We start from the raw sequence: 15,786 nt of genomic DNA on the forward strand, positions 1-15,786 counted from the left end.
GGTGCTGTGTAGCCTCGACGTCAATTCACTGTAGCTGCATGATGCCCTGGTAAAAATTGGAGCCGCCTAAAGGGGTTCGCAAATGGACGTCGATGCTGTCCTGTTGGCTCGGATACAGTTCGCCTTTACCATTACGTTTCACATTATTTTTCCCAGCCTATCGATCGGGCTCGCGGCATTCATCGCCACGCTGCTCGTTCGCTGGCGAATGAATGGTCAAGAACACCTGCGGCGTCTTGCGCGGTTCTGGACGAAAATCTTTGCCGTCTCTTTCGCGATGGGCGTCGTGTCGGGGATCGTGCTGTCCTATCAGATCGGCACCAACTGGGCGAATTTCTCGGTCGTAGCCGGTAACATCGTCGGCCCGCTGATGGGCTATGAAGTGCTGACCGCGTTCTTTCTCGAAGCGACATTCCTCGGCATCATGCTTTTTGGCTGGGATCGCGTCTCGCCAAACCTGCACGTTGCTTCGGCCGTTCTCGTAGCGGTTGGAACGTCGATGTCGGCATTCTGGATTCTATCCGCGAACAGCTGGATGCAGACCCCGGCCGGATTCGAAATGCGGGACGGCATCGCTGTGCCGATCGACTGGTTCAAAGTCATCTTCAATCCCAGTTTCCCCTATCGCTTCGCGCATATGTTCACGGCCGCTTACCTGACGACCTCGCTTGTCGTGCTGGCTGTTGGCGCGCGCTATATCGTTGCCGGCCGCTTTCTCGAAGAAGCCAAGACGATGATCCGCATGGGCCTTGGCATGGTTGCGATCCTCGCACCGCTGCAGCTCGTCATCGGCGACGCGCACGGCCTCAACACCGCTGAGCATCAGCCGGTGAAGGTTGCGGCGATGGAAGCCCATTGGGATGGCAGCAAGCCTGCCGATCTCATTCTATTTGCCTGGCCGGACGCCAAGGCGGAGAAGAACCATTTCGAGATTTCCATTCCGCGTCTCGCAAGCGTCATCATCAAGCATGACCCGGATGGACTTTTCAAAGGCCTGAAGGATTTTCCGGCTGATGAACGGCCGCCGCTTCTACCCGTCTTCTTTGCGTTCCGGGTGATGGTCGGCATCGGACTTTTGATGATCGGCATCGGCGTCGTTGGCGCGTTCCTTTGGTGGCGCAAACGCCTGTTCGAATCAACGTGGTTCTTGAAACCCGTTGCGTACGCTTGGCCGCTTGGGTTCATCGCCATTGTTGCGGGCTGGTGGGTTACGGAGACGGGACGGCAACCGTATCTCGTCTATGGCATCCTGCGAACAGCAGACGCCGTTTCGCCGGTGGCATTCGGCGCGGTGCTGACGACACTCATTCTGTTCGTACTGATTTACACGAGCGTCTTTTCGATGGGCATCTTGTACATCAACAAGCTGATCGCGAAGGGGCCTCAGGGCGCGGCTGTCTCACCGCATGCAGATGGCAATGAATCTGCTGGAGCGCGGCCGCTTTCGGTGGCGCGAGAAGCAACGCGCAGCGCTCTTGAATCGAAGGAGTAGGGCGAATGGATGACTCACTCGCATATGCCCTGCCATTGATCTGGGCTGCCGTTCTCGCAACCGCCGTGACGCTCTACGTCGTTCTCGACGGGTTCGGATTGGGCCTCGGCATCCTCTTTCATGCGGAGCCGAGAGAAGACCGTCGTGACGTGATGATGAACACCATCGCGCCCTTCTGGGACGGCAATCAGACGTGGCTCGTCATGGGTGGCGGCGGGCTTATGGCTGCGTTCCCGAAGGCCTACGGCGTCATCATGTCGGGGCTCTACATTCCGATCATCATCATGCTGCTGGCGTTGGTTTTTCGCGGCGTGGCGTTCGAATTCCGCTGGGTCTCCAAACCGAAGCACCAGTTTTGGGATCTCGCATTTTCGTGGGGCGCTCTGGTCGCAACGTTTACTCAGGGCGTCGTGCTTGGCGGATTGCTGCAGGGTCTCGCGGTCGAGGGCAATCACTACGCTGGCGGGACGTTCGACTGGCTCACGCCGTTCTCGCTGTTCTGCGGCGCAGCCCTTGTCGCTGGCTACGGCCTGCTTGGCACCACTTGGCTCATCTATAAAACCGACGGCGATCTGCAGGACTGGGCGCGCAACACTGCGAAGGTTGCGCTGCTTTTGCTGGTCGCTGCGACGGTCGTCGTCAGTCTCTGGACGCCGTTCTCTGTTCCGCGCATCGCTGAGCGCTGGTTCGAATGGCCGAACATTCTTCTGTTTGCGCCCGTTCCGCTGCTCACGGCCTACGCCGCGTGGCGCTGCTGGAACGGGATCGAAAATATCGGGAACGACGGCGAGGCCTTCGTTTCCGCCGTTGGGATTTTTCTGCTGGGCTTCGTCGGCCTGTTGATTTCCAATGTGCCCTATCTCGTTCCCAACTCGATGACCGTCTGGGAAGCCGCGGCGGCGCCTTCGTCTCAGCTTTTCCTGCTCGTTGGAACGCTGGTGCTGCTGCCGATCATTCTCGGCTACACGGTCTTCGTGTACTGGACGTTCCGCGGCAAAGTCCGCGAGAGCGAAGGGTATCACTGACGCGCGCTCGCATTTCTGGGGATTAGCGCCATTGCGGGCGGAGCGCCTGTGTTACGACAAAGCTCCGCCATCATTCCTTCCAAAGGTTCGCTGGCGAATCGCGGGGAGATGACATTGTTCGGCTGGCGCAGGCGCAGCGAAGGCTTCGAATGGCGTGAATACGTGCGGACCACGGTGCTTGTGCGCCGTGCCGACCGTCAACGCCGGATCGAGGATGCGCGCGCGGCGGCCGTCGACAAGGTCAAACATGCGGCCGATGCTGGAGCGGAAGCGGGGCGCGCCGGCGTTTCGTTTGCTGGATCACACATTTCCCGGTTTTTTGCCTTCCTCGGCAACGTGCTGCTCGATCTCGCAGTCGCAATTTTCTACGTTTCAGGGCGCTGGTTCAAATTCATCGGCTCGGTGATCGCGGACGCATTCGGCGCTGTGTTCGCGCCGTTGACGCGCTTCCTGCGTGCCAAGGGCGAAGCGGCGGCGTCAAAATTGAAGGGCGTGGGACTGAAGACGCCGCAGTGGTCAGCGCGCATGCCCGCGATGCCTTCGATGCCCGACTTTGCGCGCCGTATCCCCTTCAATCCGCAGTATGTGGTTCTGGGGTTGGCCGCGCTCGGCCTGATTTATTTCGGCGGACCAATCCTGCGCAGCGCCGATGGACTGAACCTCGCGGATATGTCCAGCGGTGTAAGCACCGGTTCCGTGACGGTCGCGACGGAGATTTCCGGCTCGAGCTTCGCCGTCAACGGCGAGGTGCTGCGGGTCGACGGTGCGCTGGTGCGCCTCGAAGGAATTGAAGCGCCTGAGACGGGGCAGCCCTGCTACCGCGCGAACGGCAAGAAATGGGACTGCGCCAGAGCCGCGCGGATGGGCCTTTCTCGGCTCGTGCGACGCAAGGCCGTGACCTGCACGCCGTCCGGTCAGGATGCTGATGGCCGCGTTCTGGCACGATGCACCATCGGCGGCGATACCGATGTCGCGACCGAGGCCGTGCGTCACGGGTATGTGTTTGCAGTGGGATCGTTCTTCAATTCGTTGAGCGCCGAAGAGAAAGAAGCGCGCGTCGCCAAGGCGGGAATTTGGCAAGGCAACGTGCAGCGTCCGCAGGAGTGGCGCGATCAGGCGTGGGAAGACGCCAAGCAGGCAGCGCCGGATGGCTGTCCGATCAAAGGCTTTGTGCGGTCTTCGACGAAGATTTACGCGCTCCCCTGGGCACCTGAATACAACCGCGCGAGGGTTCGGACGGATCGGGGCGAACGCTGGTTCTGCAGCGAAGACGAGGCCAAGGCGGCTGGCTTCACGTCCTCAAGCCGTTCCTAGACCTGCGCCTTCTCCGGGAATGCGGGCAAAAAAAAAGCCCACGATCGGGGGAGACCATGGGCCGACTGGAGGATGTTGGCGCCTCATTGGGGGAATGGGGACAGCGCAAACGCTCCATCACGCAATATATCGATAGATTGCGGCAGAACAAGATCGCGCCGATTCTGATTCGACGTTTTTTGTCAATCTGTGACGGTTTTACTGTTTGATCGACATACAAGCCACACCGCCATAAGGCGCTGAGATATCTCTTATTTGTGCCATTGCACGACGAACGGAGTGATCTGAACCTCCGAAGAGCCGCTGGCTTTTGCGTATCCGACATCGGAAACGACGCCGCTAAAGCCCCGCCGCTCTTCGTTCCAAAGAACGAGATCGCCGCGTTGCGCCAGCATCTGACCGTCGGCCCACAGGCGGACGAGCCCATTATTTTTCCCGGCTGAGTTGAGGATGACTTCCTCCTCAATCCTCACCCAGCGGTCGCGCGGCCAAGTGTTTTTGGATTCGGACCAGCTTGCGCCTTCGCTCGTGCGGACCTCGACGCCGACGGCGCCGAGACCAAGCCAGGTGGGACGGACAATGAAGCTGTCACCCGGTAATGCGCCGTCCAGATCCGACGGGGTCAATGCCGTGTAAATGCCGGGTAACCGGCCCGCGTGCTCGAAATCGAAATCCTGCGAGAGCCGCGCGCGATAGGACAGACAGACCGATTTTGCCTCGGTGAGTTCCGGCGTTTGCCAAAGGAAGCCTGCGCCGTTGCGTCCTGGATTGTTCTCATCGTCAACCGGCTCAAGCACGATCTTCAAGCTGGCATCCTGCCCCTTGCCGTCGACGCCAACGACGACCGCATTTTCCAGCAATCCCCATTCCCGCGATCCGACGCGCGCCTGAATCTCCATCGGGGTCAGGATTTGACCGCGTTCATTGTCCAGGGCGAATTGCTTGCCTGCGGGGTAGCGTCCGCTGCACGGCTCAACGTGCTCGTGGCTGAAGAAGCCAGAGCCGATATACCCGACAACCATCAGAAGCACGGCAACCCCGGAGGCATTGAAAAGCATGCTCCCGGTCGAATTGTAACGCATGGGCTATCGCAATCCTCGGAACGACCGCGCCGGGTGGCGCGCCGACCCCCTTCGTAAGCTGCATACTACCTGCAACATCGTTTAGGCATCGTTTCCGATCCGGGATCGGGCAGGGCTCTGCGCCAATTGAGCCCGTGGCGCTAAGCGAAGCCTGCTGAACAATTTTTCCGGATTGTCGTCCGCGGCTCTTGCGATGCCCGGATTTCCGGGCCGGTGGCCTGCGTTTGTGTTGCAGATTCACACCATGATTTTATCCGAACGCTCCGCGTCCTGTGGAATCAGCTTCTCCCCGCTCCCTTTTGTGCGCATGCCCGCTAAAATGCGGCCGTCTTGGGGCACGGGCGTTAGTAACCAGAGGGGTATGTTATGTTTCGAGGACTGGTACTGGGCCTCTGTGCCGTAATGGCCATGAGCTTGATGTCCAGCGCTGAGGCGCGGCACCGCAAATGGCATCGGCACCATCACCACCATCATCAGACCTATGGCGACCAGTTGATCGTCATTGCTGAAACGGACGTGGATCTCGGACTCGAGCGCTACACGATCGACGTTCGGCAGGCGAAGGGCGCCTACAAAGGCATCCGCGTCAGAAACGCGATGGGCAAGCTCTTCGATCTTCAGCGCGTACAGATCGTCTATAGCGATGGTTCCGTGCACGACGAAGACCGGCAGATCGATATGTATCGCGGCGAGCGCAGCCGACCGATCAATCCGACCTACGAAAGCCGGTTCATCGATCAGATCAACATCACGCAGGAACCAGGCTATGGCCGTGGCCGCTTGCAGATCATCGGTATTCAGGATCGCGAAGGCCGGCGTATGGACCGCTCGGATCGCGACGTTGCGTCGTCAGAGCCGGATCGGCCGTCGCGTCGGCGCCCTGAGAGAACGGAATCCAGCGATCTTACTGTAAGGCCGACGGTTCCGGTTGCCACGAAGGCGACGCCGGGACAGGCGACCGCTGGCGGCGATGTTCTGTTCGGTGCGCAGAATGTCGGCTTCCTGACGGACCGCGACGTGATCCGCGTCGGCAACGAAGTGGGCAAGTTTGCGAAGATCCGCTTGCGCGTTCTCGATAACGACATCCACATCACCGAAATGAAGGTCGTCTATAACAACGGCGAAAGCGATACGCTCGCCGTCAATGCCGACATTCCGAAGAACTCGCGCACGAACTGGATCGATCTCCGTGGGGATCGCTTCATCAAGGAAATCCAGCTCGTCTACCGGTCGCGTCCGAATTTCAACGGGCAGGCCCGGATCGAAGTCTTCGGCCGTTATGCGCCGAACTGGTTGGGTTCGAGCGGCGAAGGTCGCAAGTATAACCAGGGCTGGCTGCTGCTCGGCGCCCAGACCGCAGGCTTTGTGGGCTTCGACAAGGACATCATTCCTGTCGCGAGCAACCAGGGTGGATTCAGGCGTCTCCGCGTCACGGTTCGCGACCGCGCAATCACCTTGAACGAAGTCAAGATCATCTATGCCGATGGCACCGATGAGACGGTTCCCGTGCGGACGAAGGTCGATGCAGGCGGCAGCTATGGTCCGATCGATCTGAAAGGCCGCAGGCGGCAGGCGATCGATCATATCGAAGCTCGGTACCGCTCACGCTTCTTCGATTCCTCGGCTCGAGGCAAAGGGGCGGCAATCGTCGAAATTTGGGGGCAGCACGAGTGAGGCCATCCATACAATCGACATAAACAGGACCATTGAAGGGGCCGGCAGTGCCGGCTCCTTTTTCATGCCGACAAGAGGTGCACGTGTTCCTGTCGCACGTGCCGGTTTTCTACAGAAACCCATGCTGCGTACGTATATTCTGATATCGATGCCATATCGGACAACTGGGCAAATATGCTAGCCGACACCAGTTCGGCATCGATAATATGCTCTAGGGGAGTGACGCCTTGAACCTCAGTCTCAAACAGCCGCTGCAAGCGGACGGTCGCGTAGATTTACGCGCGCGCGAAGCGCTGTTGGCGACGGGCATTGCGCCTGAAGCGATGCCGGAAACGCAGAAGCAGCGTGTGCGCCGTCTGGCAGCGCACTGCCAGAAATATCGCGGCGCTATTCCCCGTCTTGCAGTGCAGCAACTCCTGTCGACGCTCGTTCCACTCGTGCTGGTGGTTGGCGGCATGTTTGCGACCGTCGAGCACGCATACTGGGCGACATTGCTGCTGGCGCTGCCCGCTGCGGGACTGCTCGTCCGCGCATTCATCATTCAGCACGACTGCGGACACGGATCTTTCTTCAATTCGCGAAAGCTCAACGATTTCGTCGGCCGCTGCATGAGCGTGCTGACGATGGCGCCGTATGGCGTTTGGCGTCGCGAGCATGCGCATCATCATGCGAGTTCAGGCAACCTCGATCGTCGCGGTGCAGGCGACATCGATACGGCCACGGTTCGCGAATACATGCAGTTCTCGAAGCTCGAGAAGCTGCGCTACAAACTTTACCGCAACCCGCTCTTTCTATTTGGCTTTGGCGTTCCGGTTTATTTCGTCATCCTGCAGCGCACCCCGTGGATGCACGCTCTTTCGGCGCGTGAAACATGGCGCAGCGTCCTTGGGTTGAATATCGGACTGGCCGTCTTTTACGCGCCGCTCGTCTACTTTTTCGGATTGAGCAACGTGCTTTGGGTTGGTCTGCCGGTTCTGCACATTGCGTCAGCGGCTGGCGGCTGGCTGTTCTTTATTCAGCATCAGTTCGAAGAGACTACGTGGGATCAGGCCGATGGCTGGGATTTCCAAGTCGCGGCGTTGCTCGGTTCTTCCTATTACAAGCTGCCCAACATCCTGAACTGGTTCACCGGCAACATCGGCTTGCACCACATCCATCATCTCAACAGCATGATCCCGAATTACCGGCTGCATGCGTGCCTAAACGCCAGCCCGGAACTCAAGGCGATCAACCGAATGACGCTGATGGACAGCATCAAATGTGCGCGACTGAAACTTTGGGATGAAGACTCCCGCAGGCTTATCGGGTTTGATGAGCTCCCCACGCGAGCGTGACGCCAGCGGAATAATTCCAACGATCAGGGCTTCGGGCATACTCACCGACGCCCGCGTTTTCTCAAAATTACAGCAGTGGGTGTCGATGTATGCTCGCGCATATCGTGCTTTCGCGAGCGCCTTGCGCTCAGTCATCTTCATGACCTGCGAAGTGCGCGCGCCGACAGACGCGTGAGTTCTCACGTGTCCCAAATCTAAATCTGAAAAGCGAATGCGTTGCGGGAACCGAATCCGGTTCCGCGCAGCGCGTGATCAACCGAACGCGCCGAAGTGGTGCGAGATGCCGGTGCCGATCTCGCGTACGAACTCGTACGTGGTTTCCATCGGCGTCAGAATTTCGGTTTCGAGGCGGCCATAGTCGTTGATGCCCCGCGGACGATAGCTCGCCGTTTCATCGAACCCGCCTTCGACATCTTCTCCAAGCGTCTTGCCCGAATGCGGGAAGGCCTTGCGCAACACCGCAAGCACTTCGGGAACCTCGAGCGCGAGCGCCATATCGAGCACTTGCGTATGCGAGAGGCCGTCCTGCGGTGTGAAGCGCGGAAGTTGGGCTGCGAGGATGAAGATGCGCATGATCAGCGCAAGACGGATCGCCTGCAGAAGATCGAGCTCCAGCCGGTTCTCGTCCGGCGTTACGCCATCGTCGATATTCTGATCGCTGAGAATGGCGTGCAAATCGATGGCGTCGAGCCGCAGAAGATGCACGAGTTCCGCGATGTCTTCCTGCCGCTCGTCCGGCAACAGGTGCGTTGCCAGGGTGCGGAACGGCGTGTTCAGCGATTGCTCGCGTCCCCAAGATGCGCGCGCCGCCCATAGTCCGGCGTCGAAGACCTTCGAGTTCGCCGCCATCGCGTTGAGGCTCGAAATGGTCTTCGCGTGGCCGATCATCGCGAGCAGCGACTGCAGTCGCGGCGAGGACCTGGCGAGGTGATTGAAGTGGTCGAACTCGCTGCCAACCGCGACGCCCAGTCCCGCCACCACGTTTACGGTGTAGCCAAACTGCTGAAGGATCGCGTTGTTCGGAATCGCGCGCATGCGTGCCGGGTTGCCGCGATCGGACGAGTGCTCGCCTTGACGCTTCACCGGCCGCGATCCCGTCTTGAAGAGGAGGTTCGGGCCGAATGCGCCGAGCACAGCGCGATAGCCGTCGTGCGCAAACAAGCGTTGCTGGAACGCGCGCAGCCGCAGGAAGAAGTCGAGGCTGAAGTTCTGCTCGGCATAGAACGGATCGTTCGGCGGCGGCGGAATTTCACCGTCGATCACCACGGACGCCAGCGCACGCGTGGTGAGCGCGCGGTTGCCGAAATACATGTAGCCATCGCCGCCCTGGAAGCTCGTTTCATGCTTCACGGGGATCTTGGCGTCGGCAAACCGGCGGCGCGATTCATCCGTCATCAAATAATGCAGGCGGTCATGCAGATCGCCGGGGTGCGCGCCGCGACCCATCGATTCGCCATGCGTCGAGAAGATGAGCGTCTCGACACCGCTGGCGAGCTTCGACTTGGCAACGAGCGCAGCGAGGCCGTGGTAATAGCGTTCGATCGCGAGCGTTGCCGGGATCTGGCCGATGAAGCGGCCAGCGTCAGAAAAGCCGGTTTGAATGCTCAGGCGCTTACGGTTCTGAACGTATTCGCGATACGTCTCTTCCTCGAGCAGGCGCTCCATGATGCGCGCGCCGTTTTCGAGACCCGACGGCGTTTCGAAGAGAGGCGAGATGTCGGTGATGTGGTCGACGCCGAAGAGCTTCGCGAAGAACACCGCGATCAGGATCGTTGCTGGCGATTCAGCTTCGGCGATCAGGAAGCGGATCGGCGTTTCTTTGTCGACATGCTTCTGGATCTGCGCCGTCAGTGCGAACTGGCGAATAGCGGTCGCGGTTTCGAGATCGAGTGTCGCGAAGTTGACCGTCTCTTGCGGGCAGTTCTTGATCATGTCGACGATGCGGGCAAGCGACTGCCGCTCCGTCAGGTCGCGCGTCCACGGCTCGTGAACATACGCACGGAACGCGTTGTTCAACTGCAGCGCGTTGATCCGCAGGTGAATGTGCGACGTGCCGAGGCCGGTGGCTTCGACAAGGCCAGAGAGCGCGGCGATCGCGCGCTTCACCTGCGGTGCCGATACGGTGTCGATCAGCTGTTCGAACAGGTGCTGCAACGGCTCGACCGACAGCAGATTATAGCCGTCGGACTTTGTGATGATGTTGGCTGCCTTCGCGAGGTAGTCGTGGTCTCCCTCGAACGTTTCGAGAGCTTTGAGCTGTTCATCGACAGCCGCGATTGCGAGATCAAGCTTGCCGACGATCTGGCGCGCGACGCGCTGCGCGTCATCCGCGTCTTCGAGCTTGTGCTTCAAGACGACGAAGCGCTCACGCACGTCGGCGAGCGCCGCGCGCTTTTCAAGAAGCCGGACATGGAACGAGAACGTCCATGAAATATCGTTGCGGCCATCGAGGTCATAACCGACCCACGATGCCATCGTCGCCAGCTTGGGCCGCAGCTTGAATGCCGCTTCGCCGAATTTTTGCGATGCGACGCTGAAGAATGCGTGCAGCAATTCCTCGTAAGCATTGCGCAGGTTGCGGATCGCATCCTGAACGCACTTGTGCTCGTGTTGCAGCGTCAGCGTTTCTTCTGGACGATGCGGAATGCCGATTGTGATGTCCTTGGTCGACGGATCGGAAACTGCGATCTCGACCATGCGGCGGTAGAGAGCGTCCGAAAGGCCGAACGTGGGATGCGCCGTCATAACGATGCCGGTGCGTGCGCGCGACCAGCGCGCAGCAAACGCCTCGATGGAGCCAGAGGCTTCGTTGGCGGTCTTTTCGACGTAAGCCGTGAAATCTTTCAGCGTTGTCGCTTGGTCGACGTAGCCGACTTTCTCGCGCAGACGCCGTGCACGGCGAACGCACGCCCGGTCCATCAGCCGCCCGGCGAGATCCTGGATCCCTTCAAACGAAACTTCGCTCGACTCAAGGCGGCGCGACAGATCGAAAGCGACGTTGAGAATTGGGTTGAGCGACGGATTGTCTGGGATCTGCGTCCGCAGCCGCTTTAGGTCCTCGATCAGTTCGGCCTCGTCGAGAACGGGTCCGTGATCTTTCGGCGTCGTTTCCTGCATGCTTCTGCCTCCGCGTCCTGGAAGGACTGCGTTAAAGCGTAAATTATAACTCGAGTTGAAGCCGGAGCGCGAACGCTCCGGCTTATTTTTCGCTTACGCGACTTTCTTACGCTGGTTGAGAACCTGCGCGACCGTCGAACCCATCTCCGACGGCGTCGCGGCGATCGTCACGTTGCAGCCTTTCAGGATCTCGACCTTCTCAGCCGCCGATTCACCGAATGCCGAAACGATAGCGCCCGCGTGACCCATACGGCGACCCTTCGGTGCCGAAAGGCCTGCGATGTAGGCGATGACCGGCTTCTTCATGTGCTCTTTCGCGAAGAGACCGGCTTCCGCTTCCTGCGGTCCGCCGATTTCACCGATCATGAGCACGGCATCGGTCTCGGGATCACTCTCGAACGCTTCGAGAATGTCACGATGCGACGAACCGTTGATCGGATCACCGCCGATACCGACCGAGGTCGAAACGCCGATGCCCAGCGCCTTGAGCTGCGCTGCGGCTTCATAGCCCAGCGTGCCCGAGCGTCCGACGATGCCCACGCGACCCGGAAGGAAGATGTGTCCCGGCATAATGCCGAGCATCGCCTTACCGGGCGAGATTGTGCCGGCGCAGTTCGGGCCGGTGAGAACCATGCGGCTCTCTTTCTTGTAGCGGCGCATGTAGCGCTTCACGCGGATCATATCCTGAGCAGGAATGCCGTCCGTGATGCAGACGCAGTATTTGATGCCAGCGTCTGCTGCTTCCATGATCGCGTCCGCAGCGAACGGCGGCGGAACGAATACGATCGAGGCTTCGGCGCCGGTTTCATCGGCCGCGCCCTTCACGGTGTTGAACACCGGACGGCCGAGGTGCGAGGTACCGCCTTTGCCGGGCGTAACACCGCCGACAACATTGGAGCCGTAGTCGATCATTTCTTGAGCGTGAAAGGTGCCGATACGTCCGGTGAAGCCCTGGATCAGGATCGGCGTCTTTTCATTGATGAAGATAGCCATTGTGCGTTTCTCCGGGCTTACGCTTTTTTCGCAGCGTCGACGGCCTGCTTGGCCGCGTCAGCGAGAGTATCTGCACTGATGACGGTCAAGCCGCTGTTGTCGATGATCTTGCGGCCTTCTTCGACGTTCGTACCTGCGAGGCGAACGACGATCGGCATCTTGATCTCGAGTTCCTTCACGGCATCGACAACGCCCTTGGCAACCCAGTCGCAACGGTTGATACCGGCGAAGACGTTCACGAGGATCGCCTTGACGTTCTTGTCGCGAAGAACAGCCTTGAACGACTTGGTGACGCGTTCCGGAGACGCTCCGCCGCCAATGTCGAGAAAGTTCGCCGGCTCACCGCCTGCGAGCTTGATCATGTCGAGCGTCGCCATGGCGAGACCTGCGCCGTTGACGATGCAGCCGATGTCGCCATCGAGACCGACGTAGGAGAGGCCACGATCCGACGCGTAGGTTTCGCGCGGGTCTTCCTGGCTCTTGTCACGCAGCTCTGCGATGTGCGGACGGCGGAACAGCGCGTTGTCATCGAACGACATCTTGGCGTCGAGCGCGAGAACTTGCTTTTCCTTGGTGATGACGAGCGGGTTGACCTCAACCATGGTCGCGTCGAGATCGCGGAATGCGCGGTAGCATCCCATGATCGCCGGAACGAGCTTGTTGACGATCTCCGGATCGACGCCGAGACCAAACGCGAGTTCACGCGCCTGGAACTGCTGCATGCCGACGGCCGGATCAACGCTCACGCGGATGATCGTGTCGGGCTGGCTCGCAGAGATTTCCTCGATGTCCATGCCGCCTGCAGCGGATGCAACGACGACGATACGCTCGGAGGCGCGATCCATCACGAAGCCGAGATAAATCTCGCGATCGATGTTGGTCGCTTCTTCGATGTAAAGACGCGAGACGAGTTTGCCTGCCGGGCCGGTCTGATGCGTGACCAGCTTGCGGCCGAGCATGAACTCAGCCGCGTCTTCGATCTCTTTCTCGTTCTTGCAGACTTTGACGCCGCCGGCTTTGCCGCGCGCGCCAGAGTGAATCTGCGCCTTGACGACGACGGTGCCGCCAAGCTCGCTTGCACGATAGGTTGCCTGCTCCGGGCTGTAAGCAAGCCCGCCGCGCGCGATCGGCACGCCGAACTTCGCGAGAAGCTCTTTGGCCTGATACTCGTGAACGTCCATCTCTTGGACCCTCCTCAGGGAAATTTATGCGTTGTCTATTCGACTCGATTATTTCTTCTGAGCTGCGTGAGCGGCCTCGGCCTTCTTGATCTGCTCGGCAGTCGAGAGCAGGTTGCGCGCCATCTTTTCAGATGCGGCGTCGATCATCTTGCCGTCAAGCGACGCTGCGCCCTTACCTTGAGCTTCAGCTTCCTTCAGTGCAACGAGGATGCGTTCAGCGCGTTCGACTTCCTTCGCCGTCGGCGAATAGATTTCGTTGGCGAGTTCGATCTGCGACGGATGGATGGCCCACTTGCCTTCCATGCCGAGAGCAGCGCCACGGCGAGCGGCGGCCTTGTAGCCTTCCGGATCGTCGATGCCACCGAACGGGCCGTCGATCGGACGAAGGCCGAATGCGCGGCAGGCAACGGTCATGCGCGACAGCGGGAAGTGCCACTGGTCACCCGGGTAATCAGGGTTCAAGCCGCCGATGACGACGGTGCGTGCCTTGTTGAAGGCTGAGTAGTCAGCGACGCCGAAGTGCATGGACTCGAGGCGGCTGCTTGCCGACGCGATGGCTTCGACGTTTGCCATGCCGAGCGGCGTTTCGATGAGGGCTTCGGTGCCGATCTGGTGCGGAAGGCCCTTCGCGACTTCGATCTGGCTCACTATGCATTCGACCGTGTAGACGTCAGCCGGAACGCCGACCTTGGGAATGAGGATCGTGTCGAGCTTGGAGCCAGCCTGCTCCACGATGTCGACGACGTCGCGGTACATGTAGTGCGTGTCGAGGCCGTTGATGCGAACCGAGACGCTCTTGCCCGCGCCCTTCCAGTCGAGATCGTTCAGCGCCTGAATGATGTTCTTGCGAGCCTGTTCTTTCTCGGGCGGCGCGACGGCGTCTTCGCAATCGAGAAACACATAGTCGGCTGCGCTCTTGAGTGCGCGATCGATCATGCTCGGGTTGGAGCCCGGCACTGCGAGATACGAGCGCTGCAGGCGCTGCTTGCGGGTCGGGTAAAGCGTGTAGCTCATTGGGGGATCGCCTTCCTAGGATTGTTAGCGGATGTTTTTTTGAAGTTGGGATGGCGCGGCGAGACGGTCGCGTTCGCCGCGCGCAATCGCAGAAAATGCCCGGCCATTTGCGGCCGGGCATTTATTCGTTAGGCAGCTTTTGCCTGCTTCGGCGTCAGGGCCGTTGCGGACTTGGTTGCGGTCTTGCTGAAATATTCCGCAGCCGCGCCGGTGCCGGAGCCGAGCTTGAGGTTGACGCCGTTATCCTTGAGCGCCATTTCGGCTGCGAACAGGGCGCCGCCGATCATGACTTCATCGAGCATGCCGAGATGGCCGATGCGGAAGACTTTGCCGGCGACCTTGTTGAGGCCGAGACCGAACGACGTGTTGTAGCGATAGTACGCCGTCTTGGTGATGGCGTTGCTGTCAATGCCTTCCGGAACCAGAATGGCGGAAACCGTGTCCGAGTACCACTTCGGTTCCTTCGCGCAGAGCTTCAGGCCCCATGCGTCGACGGCAGCGCGAACGCCCGAAGCGAGACGCGTGTGGCGTGCGAAGACGTTGTCGAGACCTTCAGCGAACAGAAGATCAAGCGACGTACGGAGACCACGGAGCAACTGGGTTGCAGGCGTGTAGGGGAAGAAGCCCTGATCGTTCGTCTTGATCATGTCTTCGAACGAGAAGAAGCAACGGTTCATGCGGCCGTTCTTCGACTTGTTGATGTCGAGTGCCTTCTGGCTGACTGCGAGGATGCCGAGGCCCGTCGGGAGCATGAAGCCCTTCTGCGAACCGGAAACGCAGCAGTCCACGCCCCATTCGCCCATACGCATGTCGAGCGAACCGACCGAGGAAACGCCGTCGACCATCAAGAGGGCCGGGTGCTTCGCAGCGTCGAGTGCCTTACGGACGCCAGCAACGTCGCTGGAAACGCCGGTTGCCGTTTCGTTATGCGTAACGAAGACAGCTTTGATTTCGTGGTTCTTATCCTTGGCGAGGATGTCGGCGTACTTTTCGACCGGAACGCCCGTGCCCCACTCTTCGTCGCAAACCTCAACCTTGAGGCCAAGACGCTCACACATATCGACCCAGAGGAGCGAGAACTGACCGAAGCGGCTCATCAGAACCTTGTCGCCCGTGGCGAGCGTGTTCTCGACAGCCGATTCCCAAGCGCCCGTTCCCGACGACGGGAAGATGAATACGCGGCCGTCCTTCATTTTGAAGGCCTTCTTCAGGTCTTCAAACAGCGGCAGCGTGAATTTCGGAAATTCCGGCGAGCGCATGTCTTCCATCGGAATGTTCATGGCCATGCGGACTGCGTCGGGAATGTTGGTCGGGCCGGGAATAAAGAGGTGAGGCGTGACGGTCATGAGCGTTTCTCCGCGCTGCGTTGAGCCAAGCCGAACGACCCCTGTAAGGATACAGGGGTAGAACGTTCGGCATGCTTTGCTGATCCTTCCGCCCGTCGCATTCGCGGGCGTTGGTCTTTAACTAGCAGCCTGACCATGAAGGTGCGAACGAAAAACGATCAACACCCGGTTGGGCGAGTTTCGGCTACCCACCCAAAGGTCCAAGGAATCTACA

The 15,786-nt window shown here is 59.8% G+C and carries 11 protein-coding genes; 5 read left to right on the forward strand and 6 right to left on the reverse strand.

Features of this window, described 5'->3' with window-relative positions; all coding sequences use genetic code 11:
- Nucleotides 1-82: 82 nt before the first annotated feature.
- The 3 genes from DLM45_RS06990 (at nt 83) to DLM45_RS07000 (ending at nt 3,831) form a co-directional block, all read left to right on the forward strand.
- On the forward strand, nt 83-1,492 hold the full coding sequence (locus DLM45_RS06990) for a cytochrome ubiquinol oxidase subunit I (protein WP_181336453.1): 1,410 nt from the start codon (nt 83-85) through the stop codon (nt 1,490-1,492).
- Between the two features lie 5 nt (nt 1,493-1,497).
- Nucleotides 1,498-2,517, forward strand: coding sequence for a cytochrome d ubiquinol oxidase subunit II (gene cydB, locus DLM45_RS06995; RefSeq protein ID WP_181336454.1), 1,020 nt, complete (start codon nt 1,498-1,500; stop codon nt 2,515-2,517).
- Nucleotides 2,518-2,625: 108 nt separating this feature from the next.
- Complete coding sequence (locus tag DLM45_RS07000) at nt 2,626-3,831, forward strand: thermonuclease family protein (RefSeq protein ID WP_246317200.1); 1,206 nt, start codon at nt 2,626-2,628, stop codon at nt 3,829-3,831.
- 251 nt (nt 3,832-4,082) lie between these two features.
- Here DLM45_RS07000 and DLM45_RS07005 read toward each other — a convergent pair whose 3' ends face one another.
- Entirely contained in the window at nt 4,083-4,913 is an 831-nt protein-coding gene (locus DLM45_RS07005) for a polysaccharide lyase (protein ID WP_181336455.1), read from the reverse strand.
- 366 nt (nt 4,914-5,279) lie between these two features.
- On the opposite strand from DLM45_RS07005, the gene DLM45_RS07010 reads away from it, so the two are divergent.
- Complete coding sequence (locus DLM45_RS07010; protein WP_181336456.1) at nt 5,280-6,587, forward strand: DUF2541 family protein; 1,308 nt, start codon at nt 5,280-5,282, stop codon at nt 6,585-6,587.
- 227 nt (nt 6,588-6,814) lie between these two features.
- Nucleotides 6,815-7,921 carry a fatty acid desaturase gene (locus tag DLM45_RS07015; RefSeq protein ID WP_181336457.1) on the forward strand — a complete coding sequence of 369 codons (1,107 nt, stop codon included), beginning with the start codon at nt 6,815-6,817 and terminating at the stop codon, nt 7,919-7,921.
- Nucleotides 7,922-8,173: 252 nt separating this feature from the next.
- Here the strand turns inward: DLM45_RS07015 and DLM45_RS07020 are convergent, their stop codons facing one another.
- The 5 genes from DLM45_RS07020 to DLM45_RS07040 form a co-directional block, all read right to left on the reverse strand.
- The gene (locus DLM45_RS07020; protein WP_181336458.1) at nt 8,174-11,038 is read right to left on the reverse strand and encodes a phosphoenolpyruvate carboxylase; all 2,865 of its coding nucleotides are present in this window, start codon (nt 11,036-11,038) and stop codon (nt 8,174-8,176) included.
- A 93-nt stretch (nt 11,039-11,131) separates the two neighbouring features.
- Nucleotides 11,132-12,031 (reverse strand): succinate--CoA ligase subunit alpha, encoded by a 900-nt coding sequence (gene sucD / locus DLM45_RS07025; RefSeq protein ID WP_181336459.1) that lies wholly within the window; start codon nt 12,029-12,031, stop codon nt 11,132-11,134.
- Between the two features lie 17 nt (nt 12,032-12,048).
- Nucleotides 12,049-13,212 carry a malate--CoA ligase subunit beta gene (locus tag DLM45_RS07030; protein ID WP_181336460.1) on the reverse strand — a complete coding sequence of 388 codons (1,164 nt, stop codon included), beginning with the start codon at nt 13,210-13,212 and terminating at the stop codon, nt 12,049-12,051.
- Nucleotides 13,213-13,260: 48 nt separating this feature from the next.
- The gene (locus DLM45_RS07035; protein ID WP_181336461.1) at nt 13,261-14,226 is read right to left on the reverse strand and encodes an HpcH/HpaI aldolase/citrate lyase family protein; all 966 of its coding nucleotides are present in this window, start codon (nt 14,224-14,226) and stop codon (nt 13,261-13,263) included.
- 128 nt (nt 14,227-14,354) lie between these two features.
- Nucleotides 14,355-15,572: an aminotransferase class V-fold PLP-dependent enzyme gene (locus DLM45_RS07040; protein ID WP_181336462.1), complete on the reverse strand. Its 1,218-nt coding sequence runs from the start codon at nt 15,570-15,572 to the stop codon at nt 14,355-14,357.
- Nucleotides 15,573-15,786: the final 214 nt, after the last annotated feature.

Origin of the sequence: Hyphomicrobium methylovorum (assembly GCF_013626205.1) — a bacterium.
GTDB classification, from domain to species: Bacteria; Pseudomonadota; Alphaproteobacteria; order Rhizobiales; family Hyphomicrobiaceae; genus Hyphomicrobium_B; species Hyphomicrobium_B methylovorum.

What these genes read in the sequence shown, in the direction of transcription:
- DLM45_RS07030 (WP_181336460.1), bottom strand. Translation starts at nt 13,212, where the DNA reads ATGGACGTTCACGAGTATCAGGCCAAAGAGCTTCTCGCGAAGTTCGGC.
- DLM45_RS07005 (WP_181336455.1), bottom strand. Translation starts at nt 4,913, where the DNA reads ATGCGTTACAATTCGACCGGGAGCATGCTTTTCAATGCCTCCGGGGTT.
- DLM45_RS06990 (WP_181336453.1), top strand. Translation starts at nt 83, where the DNA reads ATGGACGTCGATGCTGTCCTGTTGGCTCGGATACAGTTCGCCTTTACC.
- DLM45_RS07010 (WP_181336456.1), top strand. Translation starts at nt 5,280, where the DNA reads ATGTTTCGAGGACTGGTACTGGGCCTCTGTGCCGTAATGGCCATGAGC.
- cydB (WP_181336454.1), top strand. Translation starts at nt 1,498, where the DNA reads ATGGATGACTCACTCGCATATGCCCTGCCATTGATCTGGGCTGCCGTT.
- sucD (WP_181336459.1), bottom strand. Translation starts at nt 12,031, where the DNA reads ATGGCTATCTTCATCAATGAAAAGACGCCGATCCTGATCCAGGGCTTC.
- DLM45_RS07040 (WP_181336462.1), bottom strand. Translation starts at nt 15,572, where the DNA reads ATGACCGTCACGCCTCACCTCTTTATTCCCGGCCCGACCAACATTCCC.
- DLM45_RS07020 (WP_181336458.1), bottom strand. Translation starts at nt 11,038, where the DNA reads ATGCAGGAAACGACGCCGAAAGATCACGGACCCGTTCTCGACGAGGCC.
- DLM45_RS07000 (WP_246317200.1), top strand. Translation starts at nt 2,626, where the DNA reads ATGACATTGTTCGGCTGGCGCAGGCGCAGCGAAGGCTTCGAATGGCGT.
- DLM45_RS07035 (WP_181336461.1), bottom strand. Translation starts at nt 14,226, where the DNA reads ATGAGCTACACGCTTTACCCGACCCGCAAGCAGCGCCTGCAGCGCTCG.